The organism is Pseudomonas sp. LF-5 (assembly GCF_037626295.1).
Taxonomy (GTDB): domain Bacteria; phylum Pseudomonadota; class Gammaproteobacteria; order Pseudomonadales; family Pseudomonadaceae; genus Aquipseudomonas; species Aquipseudomonas monsensis.
Map to the genome: position 1 here is coordinate 51,952 of NZ_JARKMT010000005.1, position 19,148 is coordinate 71,099.

At 59.7% G+C, this 19,148-nt stretch carries 19 protein-coding genes; 12 read left to right on the forward strand and 7 right to left on the reverse strand.

What is annotated here, in order from left to right:
• Positions 1–30: 30 nt before the first annotated feature.
• Complete coding sequence (locus PseuLF5_RS16770) at positions 31–1,275, forward strand: lipoprotein-releasing ABC transporter permease subunit (RefSeq protein WP_123461957.1); 1,245 nt, start codon at positions 31–33, stop codon at positions 1,273–1,275.
• 123 nt (positions 1,276–1,398) lie between these two features.
• Here the strand turns inward: PseuLF5_RS16770 and PseuLF5_RS16775 are convergent, their stop codons facing one another.
• Together PseuLF5_RS16775 and PseuLF5_RS16780 are read right to left on the reverse strand one after the other, a co-directional pair.
• Complete coding sequence (locus PseuLF5_RS16775; RefSeq protein WP_322373720.1) at positions 1,399–2,748, reverse strand: heavy metal sensor histidine kinase; 1,350 nt, start codon at positions 2,746–2,748, stop codon at positions 1,399–1,401.
• A complete protein-coding gene (locus PseuLF5_RS16780; protein ID WP_128614505.1) occupies positions 2,748–3,428 on the reverse strand; it encodes a heavy metal response regulator transcription factor in 681 nt (226 codons plus the stop codon). Before PseuLF5_RS16780 ends, PseuLF5_RS16775 begins: the two co-directional genes overlap by 1 nt.
• A gap of 155 nt (positions 3,429–3,583) precedes the next feature.
• On the opposite strand from PseuLF5_RS16780, the gene copI reads away from it, so the two are divergent.
• Positions 3,584–4,117, forward strand: a complete 534-nt coding sequence (copI, locus tag PseuLF5_RS16785) for a copper-resistant cuproprotein CopI (protein ID WP_340134071.1) — start codon at positions 3,584–3,586, stop codon at positions 4,115–4,117.
• Positions 4,118–4,178: 61 nt separating this feature from the next.
• A complete protein-coding gene (queF, locus tag PseuLF5_RS16790; RefSeq protein ID WP_123461965.1) occupies positions 4,179–5,009 on the forward strand; it encodes an NADPH-dependent 7-cyano-7-deazaguanine reductase QueF in 831 nt (276 codons plus the stop codon).
• Between the two features lie 107 nt (positions 5,010–5,116).
• Here queF and PseuLF5_RS16795 read toward each other — a convergent pair whose 3' ends face one another.
• Positions 5,117–5,380, reverse strand: coding sequence for a DUF4404 family protein (locus tag PseuLF5_RS16795; protein WP_222832410.1), 264 nt, complete (start codon positions 5,378–5,380; stop codon positions 5,117–5,119).
• 109 nt (positions 5,381–5,489) lie between these two features.
• Entirely contained in the window at positions 5,490–6,110 is a 621-nt protein-coding gene (locus PseuLF5_RS16800) for an HAD family phosphatase (RefSeq protein WP_186748630.1), read from the reverse strand.
• 197 nt (positions 6,111–6,307) lie between these two features.
• Between PseuLF5_RS16800 and PseuLF5_RS16805 the strand changes: the two genes are divergently transcribed.
• Positions 6,308–6,997 (forward strand): MlaA family lipoprotein, encoded by a 690-nt coding sequence (locus PseuLF5_RS16805; RefSeq protein WP_123461971.1) that lies wholly within the window; start codon positions 6,308–6,310, stop codon positions 6,995–6,997.
• 53 nt (positions 6,998–7,050) lie between these two features.
• On the opposite strand, the gene PseuLF5_RS16810 is transcribed toward PseuLF5_RS16805, so the two are convergent.
• Positions 7,051–7,350, reverse strand: a complete 300-nt coding sequence (locus PseuLF5_RS16810; RefSeq protein ID WP_123461974.1) for a PilZ domain-containing protein — start codon at positions 7,348–7,350, stop codon at positions 7,051–7,053.
• A gap of 274 nt (positions 7,351–7,624) precedes the next feature.
• Between PseuLF5_RS16810 and rssB the strand changes: the two genes are divergently transcribed.
• Positions 7,625–8,806, forward strand: coding sequence for a two-component system response regulator RssB (rssB, locus tag PseuLF5_RS16815; protein WP_123462941.1), 1,182 nt, complete (start codon positions 7,625–7,627; stop codon positions 8,804–8,806).
• Positions 8,806–9,288: an anti-sigma factor antagonist RssC gene (rssC, locus tag PseuLF5_RS16820; RefSeq protein ID WP_042560140.1), complete on the forward strand. Its 483-nt coding sequence runs from the start codon at positions 8,806–8,808 to the stop codon at positions 9,286–9,288. Before rssB ends, rssC begins: the two co-directional genes overlap by 1 nt.
• Positions 9,289–9,490: 202 nt before the next feature.
• Here rssC and tal read toward each other — a convergent pair whose 3' ends face one another.
• Together tal and PseuLF5_RS16830 are read right to left on the reverse strand one after the other, a co-directional pair.
• Entirely contained in the window at positions 9,491–10,417 is a 927-nt protein-coding gene (tal, locus tag PseuLF5_RS16825) for a transaldolase (protein WP_123461976.1), read from the reverse strand.
• 208 nt (positions 10,418–10,625) lie between these two features.
• A complete protein-coding gene (locus PseuLF5_RS16830; RefSeq protein WP_340134073.1) occupies positions 10,626–11,576 on the reverse strand; it encodes a glycosyl hydrolase family 5 in 951 nt (316 codons plus the stop codon).
• A gap of 290 nt (positions 11,577–11,866) precedes the next feature.
• Here PseuLF5_RS16830 and PseuLF5_RS16835 point away from each other — a divergent pair, with 290 nt between their 5' ends.
• Genes PseuLF5_RS16835 through PseuLF5_RS16860 form a run of 6 tightly spaced genes read left to right on the forward strand, consistent with a single transcriptional unit; the run spans position 11,867 to position 19,139 of the window.
• Positions 11,867–12,307, forward strand: a complete 441-nt coding sequence (locus PseuLF5_RS16835) for a low molecular weight protein-tyrosine-phosphatase (RefSeq protein ID WP_123461980.1) — start codon at positions 11,867–11,869, stop codon at positions 12,305–12,307.
• A 39-nt stretch (positions 12,308–12,346) separates the two neighbouring features.
• A complete protein-coding gene (locus PseuLF5_RS16840) occupies positions 12,347–14,575 on the forward strand; it encodes a polysaccharide biosynthesis tyrosine autokinase (RefSeq protein ID WP_336346257.1) in 2,229 nt (742 codons plus the stop codon).
• Between the two features lie 31 nt (positions 14,576–14,606).
• Positions 14,607–15,689 (forward strand): glycosyltransferase family 4 protein, encoded by a 1,083-nt coding sequence (locus PseuLF5_RS16845; RefSeq protein WP_123461984.1) that lies wholly within the window; start codon positions 14,607–14,609, stop codon positions 15,687–15,689.
• Positions 15,690–15,703: 14 nt separating this feature from the next.
• Positions 15,704–16,816, forward strand: coding sequence for a polysaccharide pyruvyl transferase family protein (locus PseuLF5_RS16850; RefSeq protein WP_222832415.1), 1,113 nt, complete (start codon positions 15,704–15,706; stop codon positions 16,814–16,816).
• Positions 16,813–18,045 carry a phosphoribosylaminoimidazole carboxylase gene (locus tag PseuLF5_RS16855; protein ID WP_340134075.1) on the forward strand — a complete coding sequence of 411 codons (1,233 nt, stop codon included), beginning with the start codon at positions 16,813–16,815 and terminating at the stop codon, positions 18,043–18,045. The genes PseuLF5_RS16850 and PseuLF5_RS16855 overlap by 4 nt, the downstream gene beginning before the upstream one ends.
• Positions 18,036–19,139: a hypothetical protein gene (locus PseuLF5_RS16860; protein ID WP_340134076.1), complete on the forward strand. Its 1,104-nt coding sequence runs from the start codon at positions 18,036–18,038 to the stop codon at positions 19,137–19,139. Before PseuLF5_RS16855 ends, PseuLF5_RS16860 begins: the two co-directional genes overlap by 10 nt.
• Positions 19,140–19,148: the final 9 nt, after the last annotated feature.

Genomic DNA, 19,148 nt, shown 5'->3' on the forward strand with positions numbered 1-19,148 from the left:
GTCTTTTATTTTTATACGGTGCCCCAGCGAATGTTCAGACCGTTATCGATCTTTATCGGCACGCGCTATACCCGCGCCAAGCGCCGCAATCGCTTTGTTTCGTTCATTTCGATGACCTCGATGATCGGCCTCGCCCTCGGCGTGCTGGCGATGATCGTGGTGTTGTCGGTGATGAACGGCTTCCAGCGCGAAATGAGCTCGCGCATCCTCGGCATGGTGCCCCACGCGACCATCGTCGGCGTCAAGCCGATTGATGACTGGCAGCCGGTGGCCGCCGCCGCGATGAAAAATCCCGAAGTCACCGCCGCCGTACCGTTCACCGAGATGGAAGGCATGCTGTCCTACAAGGGCTTGATGCAGCCGATCCAGATCAGCGGCATCGACCCGGCCCAGGAAGGCAAGGTGTCGATTGTGGCGCAGCACATCGTGCAGGGGCGTCTCGATGCCCTGAAGCCGGGCGAGTTTGGCGTGGTGATCGGTGAAATCACCGCGCGGCGCTTTCGCCTCAACGTTGGCGACAAGTTGACCCTGATCGTGCCGGAAGTCAGCACCGCACCGGGCGGCATCACCCCGCGCATGCAACGGCTGAATGTGGTCGGTGTGTTCAAGGTCGGCGCTGAGCTGGATGGCTCCATGGGCCTGATCCACATGGCCGATGCGGCAACCATGCAGCACTGGGAACCGAATCAGGTGCAAAGCGTGCGGCTGGCGGTCAAAGACCTGTACGCCGCACCGAAAGTGTCTTCGGACATCGCCACAGGCCTTGGCGCCGAGTTCAAGGCTGACGACTGGACCCACACCCAGGGCAGCCTGTTCAGCGCCATGAAAATGGAAAAAACCATGATCGGCCTGCTGTTGCTGATGATCGTCGCCGTGGCGGCGTTCAACATCATCGCGACGTTGATCATGGTGGTGAACGACAAAGGCGCGGACATCGCGATCCTGCGCACCATTGGCGCCACGCCCCGGCAGATCATGGCGATCTTCATGGTGCAGGGCACGGTGATTGGCATCGTCGGCACCCTCATTGGCGGCGTACTGGGGGTGATCGCCGCGCTGAATGTCAGTGAGATGGTCGGCTGGGTCGAGCGGGTAACCGGGCAGCATATCTTCAGCTCCGACGTGTATTTCGTCAGCAATCTGCCGTCGGAATTGCAGGGTGGGGATGTGCTGTTGATCTGTTCGGCGGGCTTTATTCTGAGCTTCCTGGCGACGCTGTATCCGGCGTGGCGGGCGGCGAAGATCGAGCCGGCTCATGCCTTGAGATATTCGTAAGCGCTGAAATCGTCATCGCGGGCAAGCCCGCTCCCACAGTGCTTCGCGTCGTTCACATAATTGTGATTCAACTCAATACCTGTGGGAGCGGGCTTGCCCGCGATGGGGCCGGACCTGCCGGCCTCATTTCCCCTTGGGCAACTCGATCACAAACCGCGTCCATCCCGCTTCTGATTCGCAATGAATCTCCCCACCATGGGCCCGGACGATAGATTGCGTAATCGCCAGCCCCAACCCCGCATGCTCGCTGCTTCCTTCCTGCCGCGCCGGATCTGCGCGATAAAAGCGGTCGAACAACCGCGGCAACAGTTCGGCTGAAATCCCGTCACCACTGTTCTCGACCGACACCTGCACGGCGTGCGGCTGATCGACAATGGACAGGTGCACGCTGCCCGCCGCCGGGGTAAAGCGCAGCGCGTTATCCAGCAAATTCGACAAGGCCCGACGCAGCATGCTGCGATCACCTTTTATCTGCGCGTTACCCTCGCGACTCAGCGTCACCCCGGCGTCCTCGGCCAGTGGCGCGAAAAACTCCAGCAACACGTCGCTCTCGTCCGCCAGTTCCAGCGCCTCACGCTTGGGCATCAATAAACCGTGATCCGCCTTGGCCAGGTACAACATGTCGTTGACCAGTTGCGCCATCCATTGCAGTTCTTCGAGGTTGCTGTGCAGAGCTTCGCGGTAATCCTCGATCGGCCGTGGGCGGGTGAGGGTGACCTGGGTGTGAGTCAGCAGATTCGACAGCGGCGTGCGCAGTTCATGGGCGATGTCGGCCGAGAATGCCGACAGCCGTTGAAACGAGTCGTCGAGGCGTCCGAGCATGGCGTTGAAGCTGTGGGCCATTTCCGCAAGCTCGGGCGGCATTTGTCCTTCCGGCAGGCGGGCATTCAGCGATTGGGCGGAAATCCCGCGGGCCACCGCGCTCATGCGCCGCAAAGGGCGCAAGCCGCTGCGTGCCGCCCAGGCGCCGAGCAGCGCGGTGGCCAGTGCCGAGAGGCCGACGGTCAGCCAGATCAGATGCTGCATGCGTTGCAGGAAGTGTTGGTGGTGGGTGATGTCCAGCAACAGTGTCAGTTGCGGCGAATCGCTTTTATCCGGGTAGAGCGGGGCGTTGAGCACGCGGTAATCGGTGCCATCCTGACGGAGGGTTGCCAGCCCGGGTTGTTGCGGCAACTCCTTGGGGATGTGCGTCGAGCTGTCGTACCAGCGTTGGCCGTCGCTGCCGGTGATGCGCAGTGACAGATCGGCCTGCCGGCTCATTTCATCCGCCAGCCGCGCTTCGCCGGTGCCCGGTTGGACAGCCTGCAAGGCGCGGCGCAGGCCGATCAGTTTGCCGTCCAGTTGTTGCTGATCGAGTTCGATAAAGTGCGCCTCGCTGGCGCGGTTGAACAACACCCCGGCGAACAGCGAGACCACGGCGGTACACGCGGCAAACAACAGGGCCAGACGCGAACTCAAGGACAAGCGGCGCATCAGGCACCACGCTCTTCAAGCACGTAACCCATGCCGCGCACGGTGTGGATCAGTTTGTTCGGGAACTCATCGTCGATCTTCAGGCGCAACCGGCGGATCGCCACTTCGATGACATTGGTGTCGCTGTCGAAATTCATGTCCCAGACCTGCGAAGCGATCAGCGACTTCGGCAGCACTTCACCCTGGCGGCGCAAGAGCATTTCCAGCAGGGCGAATTCCTTGGCGGTCAGGTCGATGCGCTGGCCACTGCGCTCGACCCGGCGGCGGATCAGGTCCAGGCGCAGGTCGGCCAGTTGCAGGCTGGTTTCCTGTGGCGTGGCGCTGCCGCGGCGCAACAGGCTGCGTACCCGGGCCAGCAGTTCGGAGAAGGCGAAAGGCTTGACCAGATAATCGTCAGCGCCGAGTTCAAGGCCGTGCACCCGGTCTTCCACGGCGTCCCTGGCCGTCAGAAACAGGACCGGAGTATCCAGTCCGGCGCTGCGCACCGCTTGCAGAATCTGCCAGCCACTGCGACCGGGCAGCATCACGTCGAGGATCAACAGCGCATAATCACCACTCAACGCCAGGTGCTGGCCGCTGTTGCCGTCGGCCACCAGTTCCGTGTTGAAACCGGCCTCGGTCAGGCCCTGGCGCAGGTATTGGCCGGTTTTCGCTTGGTCTTCGACGATCAACAGTTTCATGGGCGGCTCGGGGTGATAGACACGAAGGCTTTATACCGTGCGCAACGGCAGCACGCGCCAACCTGACAAAGTTGTAATCTGCCTGTCAGGTAGATGCCAGCGCAGGCCGGCTAAAGTTTCCCACAGGCTGAACCTTATCTTGTTGGAGTACGACCATGTTTTTGCGCAAATCCCTGGCGCTGAGCGCCTGTTTGTTGGCGTTGAGCGCGCCGGTGTGGGCCGCGCCAGCGCACACCTATGACTTCGGTCAACCGGCACCGGCCGCCAAGGCCACCCGCAGCATCGAGGTGGTGATGGGCGATATGTCGTTCGATCCCAAGGCGATTCAGGTCAAGGCCGGTGAGACCGTTCGTTTTGTGCTAGTGAATAAAGGCCAGTTACTGCATGAATTCAACCTGGGTGACGCGGCGATGCACGCCAGGCACCAGCAGGAAATGCTGCAGATGCAGCAAAGCGGCATGCTTACGCCGACCGGCATGAAGCACATGTCCCACGATATGGCGGGCATGGATCACGCCGCGATGAGCCACGGCATGAAGCACGACGACCCGAACAGTGTGCTGGTCGAACCGGGTACAACCGCGGAACTGACCTGGACCTTCAGCAAGGCCACCAGCCTGGAATTTGCCTGCAATATTCCCGGTCATTACCAGGCCGGCATGGTCGGCAAACTGACGGTCAGTCAGTAAGCACTCAAAGGCGGGCGCAAAGGCTGGTAGAATCCGCTGATTCTTCAGTCAGGTTTCCGCCATGCATCCCGCAGCCGAACATTCGCCGCTGGGCAAATCCAGCGAATACATCGCCACGTACACGCCGTCCCTGTTGTTCCCGATCCCGCGCACCGCGAAGTGGGCCGAACTGGGCCTGACCGCCGACACCCTGCCGTATGAAGGTGTGGATTTCTGGAACTGCTTCGAACTGTCGTGGCTGCTGCCGTCGGGCAAACCGGTGGTGGCGATCGGTGAGTTCAGCATTCCGGCCGATTCGCCGAACATCATCGAGTCGAAGTCGTTCAAGCTGTATCTGAACTCGCTGAACCAGACGCCGTTCGCCGACATCGCCGCGCTCGAAGCGACACTGGTCAAGGATCTGTCGGCGGCTGCCGGCAAACCGGTAGGCGTGCGGGTGCGCAGTCTGAAGGAGGTCGAAGCGGAAGGTGTCGTGGCGTTGCCCGGCGTGTGCATCGACGACCTCGATATCAGCGTCAGCAACTATGAGCATCCGCGTCCGGAACTGCTGCGTTGCGATGATTCGCGGGTTGTCGAAGAAAGCGTGCACAGCCATCTGCTCAAATCCAACTGCCCGGTCACCAGCCAGCCGGACTGGGGCAGCGTGGTGGTGCAATATCGCGGTGCGGCACTGGATCACGCCAGTCTGCTGGAGTACATCGTCAGCTTCCGCCAGCATTCGGACTTCCACGAACAGTGCGTGGAGCGGATTTTCCTCGACCTGCAGCGCCTGCTGAAGCCGGAGAAACTCACGGTATTTGCACGTTACGTGCGTCGCGGCGGTCTGGATATCAATCCGTATCGCAGTACTGAATCTGTACAACTGCCGAACCACCGTCTGGTCCGTCAATAAACAACCTCTGTAGGCTCACTCCTGCATGGGAAAACGTTTCAAATCACGAAAATGAAAAAGCCCTGCCGGTGATGGCAGGGCTTTTTTGCATTGCAGTGGGAGGGTGATCAGATCCCCATGCTGCCCAGCGCATTGACGATATTGCGCAGGGTGCCGGCAATAGTCGGGTGTTCCACTTCAAAGCGTTCCACCGCCAGGTTCACGCCATCGGCGATGCTGGCGTCCTGCGTGGCGCTCTCCAGTTTGATTTCCGATTCGATCTGCGCCATCAGTGCATGCAGATCTTCACGCTCTGCTTCGGACAGCGGTGGATTCTGCTCCAGTTGCTCGCGCAGGGTATCGAGTTGTTTCTGCAGTTCTTGAGCGGGCATGACGTGGTTCCTTTTATCTAGAGGCACTGGCATTGACCGCAGCCGCGCGCCAAAGGTCTATGGCTGACCTTTAGATTAATCCACTCGCGTCGAACCTGCATGATCCCGATCAGGGCTTTTCACCTTTGAGGCGACGCAGGCGGATGTCTGCCAGGCAGGTGTCGAGCTCACCCAGATGATCAATCACCGAATGCACCCCGAGGCTGAACAGTTGCACGGTCGCTTTGCCGCGCCGTTGTTCGCGTTCTTTCTGCGTCAGCGCCTGCCATTCGCTCGGCGCCAGGCCGCACAGTGAGCCGCAGGAGGCCAGGCCAATCGTCCACAATCCGGCATTCAGGCCCGCTTGCAGCAGGCGCGGTTCGCCGCTGACCAGCACGCAGCCGTCCAGGCTGGCGACGTTCAGCTCCATCAGCGCTTGCCAGCAAGCGTTGGGCGACGGCCACGGATTGAGGGTTGCCGAATGTTGTGCAGGTTTGATCCAGGCCGGCAGCGCAGCCGCCAGCGCTTGAGTGAGGGCAGGGGGCAGTTCATCGAGCCACGCACAGGGAATCTGTTGGCGCTGCAAACTGTGCAGGCTGTCGAGCGCACCGGGTGTGGCTTCGACGTGTTCGGGCAGGACGCCGCTGTGTTGTTGCGCGCGGGCACCGAAATCCACCAGGCAACCGCTGAGACCGAACAGGACGGCGGTCAGACCGGGCTCGGCGAAGGGCAAGGTTTCGGCATGTGACATGGCAACGTCCCTGAAATAGCGATAAGGCTAGAGACTGTAGGTGACAGTTGCGTGACGGGTGCGTGAAGGGCAGCGTGGGAATGTTCCTACAAGTTTGCACAATTGGCGGACTGCCCAAATAGCCTTTTACGCTTATACTAACGGCCTTAATGCCCGGGCTCCGACGCCCGCGACAGTACAAATCCAAGGAGTTTTCTATGCGCTGGAGCAATCCGCTCGCTCAGCTTTGTGTATGTGCCGGCCTGTTGCTGGCTCCGTTCGCCACTCAGGCCGCAACGGAAGAAGACCCTTGGGAGAGCGTCAACCGTCCGATCTTCCAGTTCAACGACTTCGTCGACACCTATGCACTGAAGCCTTTGGCCCAAGGCTATGAGTTTGTCACGCCGCAGTTCCTTGAAGACGGCATCCACAATATGTTCCGCAACGTCGGTGACGTCACTAACCTGGCGAACAACATTCTGCAGGCCAAACCTGCCGCCGCCGGTGTCGACACCGCGCGGATCATTTTCAACACCACCTTCGGTCTGCTCGGTTTCTTCGACGTCGGCACCAAGATGGGCCTGAACCGCAGCGACGAAGATTTCGGCCAGACCCTTGGCTACTGGGGTGTCAGCAGTGGCCCGTACGTGATGCTGCCGTTGCTTGGCCCGAGCACACTGCGTGACGCACCTTCCAGGTACGTCGACAGCTACACCGGCCCGTACCGCTACATCAACGACGTGCCTGTGCGTAACTCGGTGTTCGGCCTGAACATCGTCGACACCCGTGCCAGCCTGTTGTCGAGCGAGAAGCTGATCAGCGGCGACAAGTACACCTTCATCCGCAACGCTTACTTGCAGAATCGCGAGTTCAAAGTGAAGGATGGCAAGGTCGTAGACGATTTTTAATTTCGACCGGTAAAACAGAAAGGCGACCTCAGGGTCGCCTTTTTTGTGTGTAGTTATTTCATCTTCAGGATGCTCAGGCCGAGCTTCTGGCTATCGCCGTCCTGAGCCTTGACCCAGACCACCTCAGTCTCGGCTTCCAGGCCGCTGAGTGCCGCATGGTCGGAATCTATGCGCACGCGCAAGCGGTCGCCGACCGCGAACTGCCGCGGCGCTTCAACCTGCATGCCGCTGCTGGAGAGGTCGATGCACACCGCGCTGATCTGATCACCTTCATGAATCAGCACGACATCGGCATCGACCCGCATGCGGATGAAATCGCGCTTTTCGCTGTAGTCCCGACTGGTTTGACTCATAGGTTCGTCCTTCCATTGGGTTACGGTTTGAGCTGTTCTTATAACTCTCGGTGATTTGACAAGTAAAGTCGTCAAGCGACCATCGGCGCATGCTTGAAACGCTCTGCGGATGGGAGTACCGTCTGCGCCTTAGAAGGGCACCTCTGGTGCAACCGTGTGCAGAGCCAATGCTCGAAAGCGGTGCAGCAGAGAGGCTAGAAAGCGAATCCAGTAGTCTGCGCAGGGCCCGATGCCTGCCCACTACGCCAACCTAATTCTGGCGCCGTTTGCCCACATGCCAAAAACCAGTGCCACGCTGCTGATAATCGATGATGACGAGGTAGTGCGCGCGAGTCTCGCGGCCTATTTGGAAGACAGTGGTTTCAGCGTCCTGCAGGCCAGCAATGGCCAACAGGGTCTTCAGGTATTCGAGCAAGAAAAGCCCGACTTGGTCATCTGCGATCTGCGCATGCCGCAGATGGGCGGTCTCGAACTTATCCGTCAGGTTACCGAGCGATCACCGCAGACGCCGGTGATCGTGGTTTCGGGCGCCGGCGTGATGAACGACGCGGTCGAGGCGCTGCGCCTGGGCGCGGCGGATTACCTGATCAAGCCTCTCGAAGATCTGGCCGTGCTCGAGCACTCCGTGCGCCGGGCCCTGGACCGTGCGCGTCTGCTGCTGGAAAACCAGCGCTATCGCGAGAAGCTGGAAAAGGCCAACCGCGAGCTCGAAGCCAGCCTGAACCTGCTCCAGGAAGACCAGAACGCCGGTCGCCAGGTGCAGATGAACATGCTGCCGGAAAGCCCGTGGAGCATCGACGAGTTCAACTTTGCGCACCAGATCATCCCGTCGCTGTACCTGTCGGGTGATTTTGTCGACTATTTCCGAGTTGACGAGCGCCGGGTGGCGTTTTACCTGGCGGACGTATCGGGTCACGGCGCTTCTTCAGCCTTCGTCACCGTGCTGCTGAAGTTCATGACCACGCGCTTGCTGTTCGAATCCAAGCGCAACGGCACCTTGCCGGAATTCAAGCCTTCGGAGGTCCTTGGTCATATCAACCGGGGGCTGATCAGTTGTAAGCTGGGCAAACACGTCACAATGGTCGGTGGAGTCATCGACGAGGAGACCGGTTTGTTGACCTATAGCATCGGCGGCCATCTGCCGTTGCCTGTGTTGTACACGCCTGACAGTGTTCGTTACCTGGAGGGGCGCGGTCTGCCGGTGGGGCTCTTCAATGAGGCCACCTACGAAGATCACGTGCTTGAGCTGCCGCCGACGTTCAGCCTGACGCTGATGTCTGATGGCATTCTGGATCTGTTGCCAGAACCCACGCTCAAGGAAAAAGAAGCTGCTTTGCCCCAGCGGGTGAAGTCGGCGGGCGGCAGCCTGGATGGTCTGCGGCAAGTATTTGGATTGGCCACGCTAGGGGAGATGCCGGATGATATCGCCCTGTTGGTGTTGAGCAGGAATCTTTAATGAGTACCGGTAGAATCCAGTTCGCCGAGCAGGACGGCACCTTCGTCCTGAAGTTCGTCGGTGAAGTTCGCCTGACCCTGTGTTCGGCGTTGGATGCGACTATTGAGAAAATCTTCACCGCGTTGAATTTCAACGCGATCGTGATCGATTTGACCGAAACCCGCAGCATCGACAGCACCACGCTGGGCCTGCTGGCCAAGCTGTCGATTCTGTCGCGGCAGAAGGTCGGCCTGTTGCCGACTGTCGTCACCACCCACGATGACATCACCCGTCTGTTGCAGTCGATGGGCTTCGAGCAGGTGTTCAACATCGTCAACCACCCGGTGCCTTGCCCGGAGTGCCTGGACGACCTGCCGGATCAGGATCAGTCGGAAGAAGTGGTGCGGATCAAGGTGCTGGAAGCGCACAAGATCCTCATGGGGCTGAACGACTCCAACCGCGAAGCGTTTCATGACCTGGTCAATGCCCTGGAAAGACACTGATCTGATGAAGTGATGTTGTCTGGGCCGGTCTCTTCGCGAGCAAGCTCGCTCCCACACTGGATCAGCGTCGATCACCAATCCCCTTGTGGGAGCGAGCTTGCTCGCGAAGGCGTTAGATCAGACGATACATTTTCCATGGCGGACTGAATAAAAAAGGGCGAACCCTCACAGGTTCGCCCTTTTTGCATTTCACCAGCTCAGATCACAGCTTGGCCTGCAACAGCGCCTCAAGCTTCTCCTGATCACGGGCAAACTGACGAATGCCCTCAGCCAGTTTCTCGGTCGCCATCGCATCTTCGTTCGACAACCAGCGGAACTGCGCTTCATTGAGGCTCAGGCGTGCTTCACCGGCGTGGCCAGGGGCGAGTTTGCGCTCCAGTTTGCCGTTGTCTGCCGCCAGCTTGTCGATCAGGTCCGGGCTGATGGTCAGGCGGTCGCAACCGGCCAGTTGCTCGATCTGGCTGAGGTTGCGGAAGCTCGCGCCCATGACCACGGTCTTGTAGTCATTGGCCTTGTAGTAGTTGTAGATGCGCGTCACCGACTGTACGCCCGGATCATCGGCGCCGGTGTAGTCGTTGCCGTTGGCCTTCTTGTACCAGTCGTAGATGCGGCCCACGAACGGCGAGATCAGGAACACCCCGGCGTCGGCGCACGCGGCGGCCTGGGCGAAGGAGAACAGCAGGGTCAGGTTGGTCTGGATGCCTTCCTTCTCGAGGATCTCCGCCGCGCGGATGCCTTCCCAGGTCGAGGCGATCTTGATCAGCACGCGGTCACGGCCGATACCGGCCTTGTCGTATAGCTCGATCAGGCGGTGTGCGCGTTTCAGAACGGCGTCCTGGTCGAACGACAGGCGCGCATCCACTTCAGTGGAAATACGCCCTGGAATCACTTTGAGGATTTCCTGGCCCACCGCGACGCCGAAACGGTCGCTGGCCAGGCCGACATCGCCCTTGCAGTCGCTGACGCAGGCGTTCAGCAGTTCGGCGTAAGCCGGAATGGCCGCGGCTTTGAGCAGCAGGGAAGGGTTGGTGGTGGCGTCGACCGGCTTGACCCGGGCAATCGCTTCGAAGTCGCCGGTGTCGGCAACCACGGTGGTCATCTGTTTGAGTTGTTCCAGCTTGGAAGTCATGTGTGTGCTCTGTCCTGTGGGTTTGACGACATTACCCGAGCGCTGACAGTCACTCAAGGGTATCCGGGCGTATCGGCGGCCCCGCTGGCAACAACCTGAGAAGGGTTACTTGATGGGCGGGGCGCGGTAGTGATCAATACGATGCCAAAACCGGTCACAGGTTCAAAGCAACTGACAGCTAACGCCGGTTGAGCACACAGGGTCAGGGCTAATGCTGGCTCAACTGGGTTCTGACTGCGGTTTCCGCCGGTTTCGGCTGGCCGTCGGCGGTCAGAAGACCGAAATTCTTCTCGCGATCATTGCTGCCGGTGTCGCTGTTTTTCCATTCGTAGATCGACGTCAGTGCAATGTTGCGGGTTTTGATATCGGCGACGAAGGCACTGATTTTACTGGCCTGACCCTCCATGCCCCCGTTGGACGCGAGCGCCGAGATACCCCATTCGCTGATCACCCCCGGCAGATGGAAGTTCTGCTGGATAAACGCTTGGGCATTGCTGATCTGCGTGCCGGTCATGCCATAAGGATGATAGGAAATCGCGCTGAGGCATTTTGGGTATTCGCTGACGATGCGGTTGAGCGCCACCGTGGACGCCGATCCGGCGGTGGGTGGTCGGGCGAAGCCGAAGCCGATCACCGGGGTGGCCTGAGGTTTGTCCTGCAGCGTCTTGCACGCGGCACTCATGAACGGCACGAACGTCGTATCGAAATTCCCGGTCGGCCAGTAAGTGTTCAGATCCGGCTCGTTCCATAACTCGATCGCCACCAGTTGCGAACCGTAGGTCGTTGCCAGGCTGGTCAGCGCGTTGGCGTACGCGACGCCGGCGTTCGTCAGATCATTGGCCGGCAACGGCTTGGTCGCGCGCAAGGTCATCAGCACCGGCAGGCCAGCGGCACGGGCCACAGCGAAGGCGTCGCTGATCTGCTTTTGATAGGCCGCGCTGCCCAGGCTGTCAGTCCACACGCCAAAGCGTACGAAACTGAAGCCGGTGCTTTTGACCTTTTCGGCGTCGGCGGCGGAGAAGGTCTGGACCTTGACCTGAACACCGATGGTTTTATTGGCAGGCAGTGCCGGGAACAGTTCATTGGCGTGACTCTGGCCGGTTGCTGCCAGCAGCAACAGGGTCAGGGCGCCGAGTGGTTTCAGAGGTGCTGTTTTCATGTCGGTTCTCCGGGTGAGAAGTGACAACGGCGAAAAGTTTCCAGTGATAACCGATTCGAAACTGACAATCGCACTAAGTGCGCGAATGTTAGTTTTTGTCAGGAAGCCAGAGTCTGAAAATCACAGTTATTTTTAGTCCGGTAATTCCGTTTGGGCGACTTTTGGCGCTGTGGTACTTAATACGCTGGTACTAACAGGGCGAATCTGTTTCTGAGTGCAGGATGATCTAGTGGGTTCATTAAGATTTGTTCTGAGTGTTGGCAGAATGATATTACACAGGAAAGTAAACCTTGTTCAGAAATATCCTGGTTGTGTGCGTTGGCAATATTTGCCGAAGTCCGACTGCAGAACTTCTGTTGCGTAACGCGCTGACCGCATCAACCATCTCGGTGACCTCTGCAGGCCTCGCGGCGCGAGTTGGCGAAGGCATGGAGGCGTCGGCGCGCCAGGTCCTGGAAGACCGCGGCCACAGCGCCGAGGGTTTCAGGGCGCGGCAATTGACCGCCGATATCGTCAATGAGTCGGACCTGATTCTGGTCATGGAAAAACAGCATGTAAATCAAGTCCTGAAGATTGCCTCTCACGCCAGAGGCAAAGTGTTTCTGCTCGGCAAGTGGCAGAGCGAGCGTGAAATACAAGACCCGTATCGTCAAGGCAAGGCCGCTTTTGTTCATGCACATGCATTGATTGAAGATGCCGTTAGTTCATGGGCGCAGCGCCTCGGGCATTGATCAATATTCTTCAGAACAGTGAATGGTAAGAACAGACTTATGCAGTTACCGTCAGTAATCGGCACCCGTGACAACGATCAAGACAGTATTGATCTGCTCGGCATATTCGGCAGTCTGATTGACCAGAAGTGGCTGATCGGCGCATTCACCGGTGCCTTCATGGCCGCTGGCGTTGCCTATGCGGTTCTCGCCACACCGGTGTATCTGGCGAACGCGCTGGTACAGGTGGAGCCGAAAAAGAACGACATGCTCGGCTTTTCCGATCTCAACAGTATGCTCGGCGGCCAATCGCCGTCGGTGACCGAAATCGGCATCATCAAGTCCCGCGCGGTGATCGGCAAAACCGTCGATGACCTGCGTCTGGACATCGACGTCACGCCCAATACGTTCCCGATGATCGGTGGGTTTTTCGCCCGGCGTTATCGCGGCGAAACCGAAACCAGCGTGGCGCCGCCGCGTTTCGGCCTGAACAGCTATGCCTGGGGCGGCGAGCGTCTGGAAATCACCCGGCTCAACCTGCCCAAAGAACTGCTGGGGAAAAAACTTACGCTGATCGCCGGCGAACAGCAGCACTTCCAGTTGCTCGACGACAACGACAACCTGCTGGCGGAGGGCGTCACGGGTGAAGCCTTTGCCCAGGACGGCGTGGAAGTGCTGGTCGCCCAGTTGGCGGCGAACCCCGGCACCCGCTTCGAAGTGGTGCGCAATCCACGGATCGTGACCATTCAGGGGTACCAGGACGCTCTGGATATTTCCGAGCAAGGCAAAGAGTCGGGGATCATTCGTCTGGCGCTGGCCAGCGCCGATGCCGCTGAAGCGGTGAAGATCCTCAACAAGATTGCCGCGCTGTACGTGGATCAGAACGTGCGTCGCACTTCGGCGGAAGCTGCGCAGAGCCTGGCCTTCCTGCAAAGCCAGTTGCCCCAGGTCAAGCGTGATCTGGCCAAGGCCAGCGATGCGTTGAACGCCTATCAGACCCACGGCAAGACCGTGAACATTTCCCTCGAAACCCAATCGGTACTGGGCCAGTCGGTGGCGCTGGAAACACGAATCTCCGAGCTGAAAATGCAGCAGGCGGAGATGGATCGCAAGTTCACCAGTCAGCACCCGGCCTATCGCGCGTTGATGAGCCAGATCGGCGAATTGACCCAGCAACAGAAGTCGCTGGCGGGCAAAGTCCAGGACTTGCCGGCCACGCAACAGGAATTGCTCAACCTGACCCGCGATGTCGAAGTGGCGTCGCAGATCTACACACAACTGCTGAACAAGTCCCAGGAACTGGACATCGTCCGCGCCGGTGCGGTGGGCAACGTGCGGCTGGTGGACACGGCGGATGTCGACCTGAGCAGCCCGGTCAAGCCGAAGAAGGCGCTGATCGTGCTGATCGCCACGTTGCTCGGCGCGTTCGTCGGTGTGGCGCTGGTGTTGCTGCGCAAATCCCTGAGCCGTGGCCTGGAAGGCCCGGAAGCCATCGAGCAACTCGGCTTGCCGGTGTACGCCTCGATTCCCTACAGCACCTTGCAGCAGGAAGAGGATGGCAAAAAGGGGCGCGCCCGCGATGGCGTCGACAAGCCGGCCTACCTGTTGGCCCTGCGCAATCCGACGGACCTGTCGATCGAGTCGATCCGCAGCCTGCGCACCTGCCTGCACTTTGCCGGGCTGGACTCGACCAATAACCGCATCATGATTTCCGGGCCGAGTCCGCAGGTCGGCAAGACCTTCGTCTCCTCCAACCTTGCCGCCGTCATGGCTCAGAGCGGTCAGCGCGTGGTGCTGGTCGATGCCGACATGCGCAAGGGCCATCTGCATAAAACCCTCAACACGCCGATCGTCAACGGTTTGTCGGACCTGCTGGTCAAGCGCTGCAGCATCGAGCAGGCGATCAACAAAATCGAAGGCGCGGACCTGCACTTCATCAGTCGCGGCCAGGTGCCGCCCAACCCATCCGAGCTGCTGATGCACGCCAACTTCCGTGAGCTGCTGGCGCAACTCAGCGAGCTGTATGACGTGGTGATCATCGACACGCCACCGCTGCTGGCGGTGACCGATGCGGCGATTGTCGGTCGTGAGGCCGGGATCAGCCTGATCGTGACGCGCTTCGGGGTGAACCCGGCCAAGGAAATCGAACTGACCATCCGCCGCTTCGCGCAGAACGGCATCGAGTTGAAAGGTGCGGTGTTCAACGGCGTCGAGAAGCGCGCGGCCAGCTACTACGGCAACGGCGGCTACGGCTACTACAACTACGAATACGCGTCCGACAAATCCTGAATGGTCCTTACATGTTTGAAGTGGGTGAGTTGTGAAAAAAATACTGCACGTGGCTGAGACGATCAAAGGTGGCGTCGCGACGGTGATCCGCACCATTTCGGTTTCGCCCGAAGGCGACGCGGCGCGCTACGAGCTGGTTTACCTGGTGCCCCAGGATCAGGAAAAGGAACTGCACGGCATCGCGCCGCATCAGATCCGCACTTTCGCTCGCAGCGGGCGCAACGTGCCCTCGCTGCTGCGTTTTGCCTGGCGCCTGAGCCAGGTGATGCTCAAGGAAAAGCCCGACGTGGTGCATTTGCACAGCACCTTTTCCGGGGTGATCGGCCGCGTCGTGTGCGTACTGTTGCGACCGTGGCGCAAGCCGAAAATCGTCTATTGCCCGCACGCCTTTTCGTTTCTGATGGAAAGCTCGCCAACCAAGCAGAAGGTGTATGCGTGGATCGAGCGGGTGCTGCAGAAGGTCACCGACGTGATCATTTGCGTCAGCCAGTACGAGCTCGATAAAGCGGCGCGATTCGGCATCGAGCGCAAGCGCATGAAGCTGATCTACAACGGCATTCATCAGCGCGACGAAGCGCCGAAAGCCCAAAGCCCCGAGCCGATTCATCTGCTGTTTGTCGGCCGTCTCGATTACCAGAAAGGTTTCGACGTACTGCTCAAGGCCTTTGCCAAGGTGCAGCGCAACGACTTGAAACTGACGGTGGTCGGCAGTGCGGTCAACGAAGACTCCGTCGAGTGTCCGCCGATGGACGCCGTGGAATACCTGCCGTGGGTCACGCCAACGGAAGTGCACGCGCTGTACCAGAAGGCCGATGCGCTGATTGTCCCGAGTCGCTGGGAAGGCTTTGCCATGGTGCCGCTGGAAGGCATGGCCATGGGGCTGCCGGTGATCGCCAGCAACTGCACCTCGCTGCCGGAACTGGTCACCGACGAGGTGTCCGGTTACGTCTTTCCCTCCGGTGATCACCAGGCGCTGGCCGACGTGCTGGCGAAAATCCAGAAGCCGCGCTTGCTCGACCTTGGCAACGAAGGTCGCAGCATTGTCCGCGAGCGTTTCAGCGCCGCGTTGATGATCCGCCAGACCTACGACCTGTATTGCGCCCCCACTTATTAAGTAGAACTCAGCTTATGAACGTAACGATTTTGCATGGCTACAGTGCGTCCAACTCCGGTGACGGTCTGCTCGTCGACCTGGCCATTGCCTTGGTGCAGCGCAACTTTGGCGACGACACGGCGATCAGTGTCGTGGCGTCCGATCCCGAGTCTTTCAACTACTTGCCGCACCCGCGTTTCGACGCGCCGGTGATGGCAGCCAAGGGGCTGGGGCGGGTCAAGCAAGCGGTGTTCCTCAACCAGTCCTACGCCGGGCTGGCTGATCTGTTGAAGAAAACCGACCTGATCGTTGGCGTCGGCGGCGGTTACATGCGCTCGAAAAGCGCCTTCGAACACATCAAGCTGAAACTCGGCCACGCCAAGCAACTGGAAACCGCGATCCTCAGCAAAGTGCCGTCGGTGTACCTGCCGCAAAGCATCGGTCCGTTCCATGGCGAGAGCCGCAAGATCGTCGAACATTACGCCAGCGCAGACGCGGTGTTTGTCCGTGACAATCGTTCCTCGGCAATGTTTGACGCCTGCGAAAACGTCTACCGCGCACCGGACCTGGCCGTGCAGTCGCTGGCGAGCAAAATCCTTGCGCAACCGAAGTTCACCCGCTGCGCCGCGTCGCCGGCCACCGTGTGCGTGGTGCTGCGCAAGCCGCCGGAGTGGAGCAAGGAAAAGAAAGTCGCCTACGTGGCCAACCTGAAGCTGCTGCTGCAGCGCCTGAAGAACAAAAGCAAAGTGGTGTGCGCCGTACAAAGTGCCGTGCGTGGCAACGATGACGGTGCGTTCTATCGCGAACTGGGCATCACCGAAGACCTGTTGTCGTTGAAGGCGACGATTGCCAAATACCAACCGGACCTGGTGATTTCCGTGCGTCTGCACGGTGCCATTGAATCGCTGCTGTCCGGCGTGCCGGCGTACCACATCAGCTACGAGCGCAAAGGCTTTGGCGCCTATCAGGACATGGGTGTCGAGGACTGGGTGATCAACGGCGGCGACATCAACGTCGACACCATCATCGACACGGTTTACAAACCGAACGCACTGGCCGGTTTCGGCAAGCGCCTGACCGACACCTGCCGCGAGATCGAGGCAAAAACCGTGGCCATGGACGAGATCATCAAAGGTATCGTTCGATGATATTGCGGCTGTTGCTTCGCGGCGGAGCCTTAGGCGCGAAGTTCTTGCTGGTGCTGGCGATCACTCATTACCTCGGTTATGAGGCGCTGGGTTTTTACGGTGTGGTGGTCGCCGCGTCGTTGATCGCGTCGAAGTTCTACAGCGTCGGTTTCAGTTCCGAGATCAACCGGTTGATCAGTGTCGGCGGCAGTTCGCGGCGGGTGGTCGACCGGGTCCTGCTGCTGTATCTGGCGGTGGGACTGCTGTTGTCGGTGCTGACCGTGCTGATTTACTCACTGTTCCAGACGGTGGACGCGACGGTTGCGCTGATTCTCTGCGTGACGCTGGTGCTGCTCACCGAACACCTGTCATTCGAAATCAACTCCTTCGTCTTTTCCGCGCAGAAAGCCACCGCCGGCGCGTTGCTGTTCTTTATCAAGACCGGCCTGTGGGCGCTGTTGGCGGTGGGCGGGATGATGCTCGGCTGGGTGCCGGGGATCGCCAGTGTGTTGTGGCTGTGGGTCGCCGCCAACGTGCTGGTTATCGTCGCCGGTTACCTGATCGTGGTGAACGTGCACAAGGGCCGCGTGGCCGGGCCGTTGGCCACCGCTACCGTGTGGAGGGCCGGGTTGCCGTTCTATCTCGGCACAGGCTTGATCGCCTTGAGTCAGTACGCCGAGCGCTTTCTGATCGTCGATCTGGAACCCTATGCCAGCCTCGGTAAATACGTGTACGCGTGGTCGGCGGCCAACACCTTGCAAGCGCTGTCGTATGCGGTGGTGGCGGTGGTCGGTATCCCGGTGCTGGCCAAGCGGTTTCAGGCCGATCAGCAGGCGTTCACGCTCAAGCAACTGTTCGTCAACAAGTGGGTCGCACGGTCGCTGGTGGTCTCGGCGGCAGTGGCGGTGGCGATTTATCTGTTCTTCAACGTGGTGCTCGATTACGTCGCCACCAGCGTGCCGCGTCCGGACAACGGGATCCTCGGTGTGCTGATCGTTTCCTTCGCGTTGCGCGCGATTGGCGACATCGTCTGGGGCGGTTTGATCGCCTCGAAAAACAGCCGGGTGTCGCTGGCCAGCGCGACCATTTGCGTGCTGGTGTCGGTGCCGGTCAGCTACCTGCTGATCAAGCACTATTCGATTTACGGCGCGGCGTGGGGCAACGTCTTCGCGATCATCGTGCAACTGGCGGTGATTGCCGTGTTGACCCGCGTGACCGGGGCGAAAAAGGCTGCACTGTCATGGGCCTGAAATTGCCGTGCATCGAGTTTCGCGGCAAAAGACTCGATTCTTCGCTTTCGTTTTTGATCCTGTTCACCGGGTTGTTTCTGTCGGTGGCCATGCCGTTGCTGATTCCCCGCGATCCGGGCCCGGATGCCATGACCTTGTGGTCGTCCTATGCCAGGGCGGACAACTGCAATTTCTGGAACCCGTTCTCGCCGGATCGCTCGTCCTACGAGTGTTCGGCGTTCCTGCTGCGGCCCACCGGGATCAACCTGACCAACGCCTGGGCCTACGGGATGTTCTGCAATTTTTTCCTCACGGCGATTCCGGTGGTGGTGTTTCGGCGCATGCCGTTGGCGATCTTCGGCACCTTGTGTCTGTGGGGCATTGTTCGCTCGTTTTTTCTGGAGAACCTGACCAAGGAAATCATTGTGTCGGTGGCGGTGTTGAGCATTCTGCTCAGCGCGTTGACGCGCAAATATCGCGGCGGTTTTTTCCTCTCGGCGGTGATCTACGGCGTGCTGATCCGGCCTTACTGGATTCTGTTTTCGCTGTCGTGGGTCGGCGTCTGTGTGATGAAGAAGTACGTGTCACGCACCACGTTTTTCCTGATGTTGTTCCTGTTCTACCTCGCGGTGGCCATGGCGATCCAGATAGCGCTGGGCTTTCCGGTGTCGTCGATTCGCGCGAGCAACAACGAATTGCGCACGGCGGGGGAGGAGGGCTCGAAATCGTTGATCGTGTCGTGGCTCAGCGGCAGCGACTTCGTTTCGCAAGCGCTGGACTCGATGATCATCTTCTTCCGGCTGTCGTTTCCGGTGGAGCTGATTCTGCTGTCCGGACCGGGGCAGGTGATCTTCGTCGCGTTGATGATCATGACCGCGCTGCTGCTGTTCAAGGTCATCACCTCGACTGATTACAAGGGCGCACCGATCCAGACCAAGCCCAAGGAGCTGATCGCGATTCCGCTGGCGTTTCTGCTGGTGCAGGGCTTGTTCGAGCCGGACTTCGGTTCCTTCGCCCGGCACTTCTCCATGGTGGTGCCGGTGTTGTTCGTCGGGCTTGGCTTGATGCTGCGCGCGAACAAACCGGTGCAGGTTGAATCACGCATTCTGAATTGAGGCAGGTGC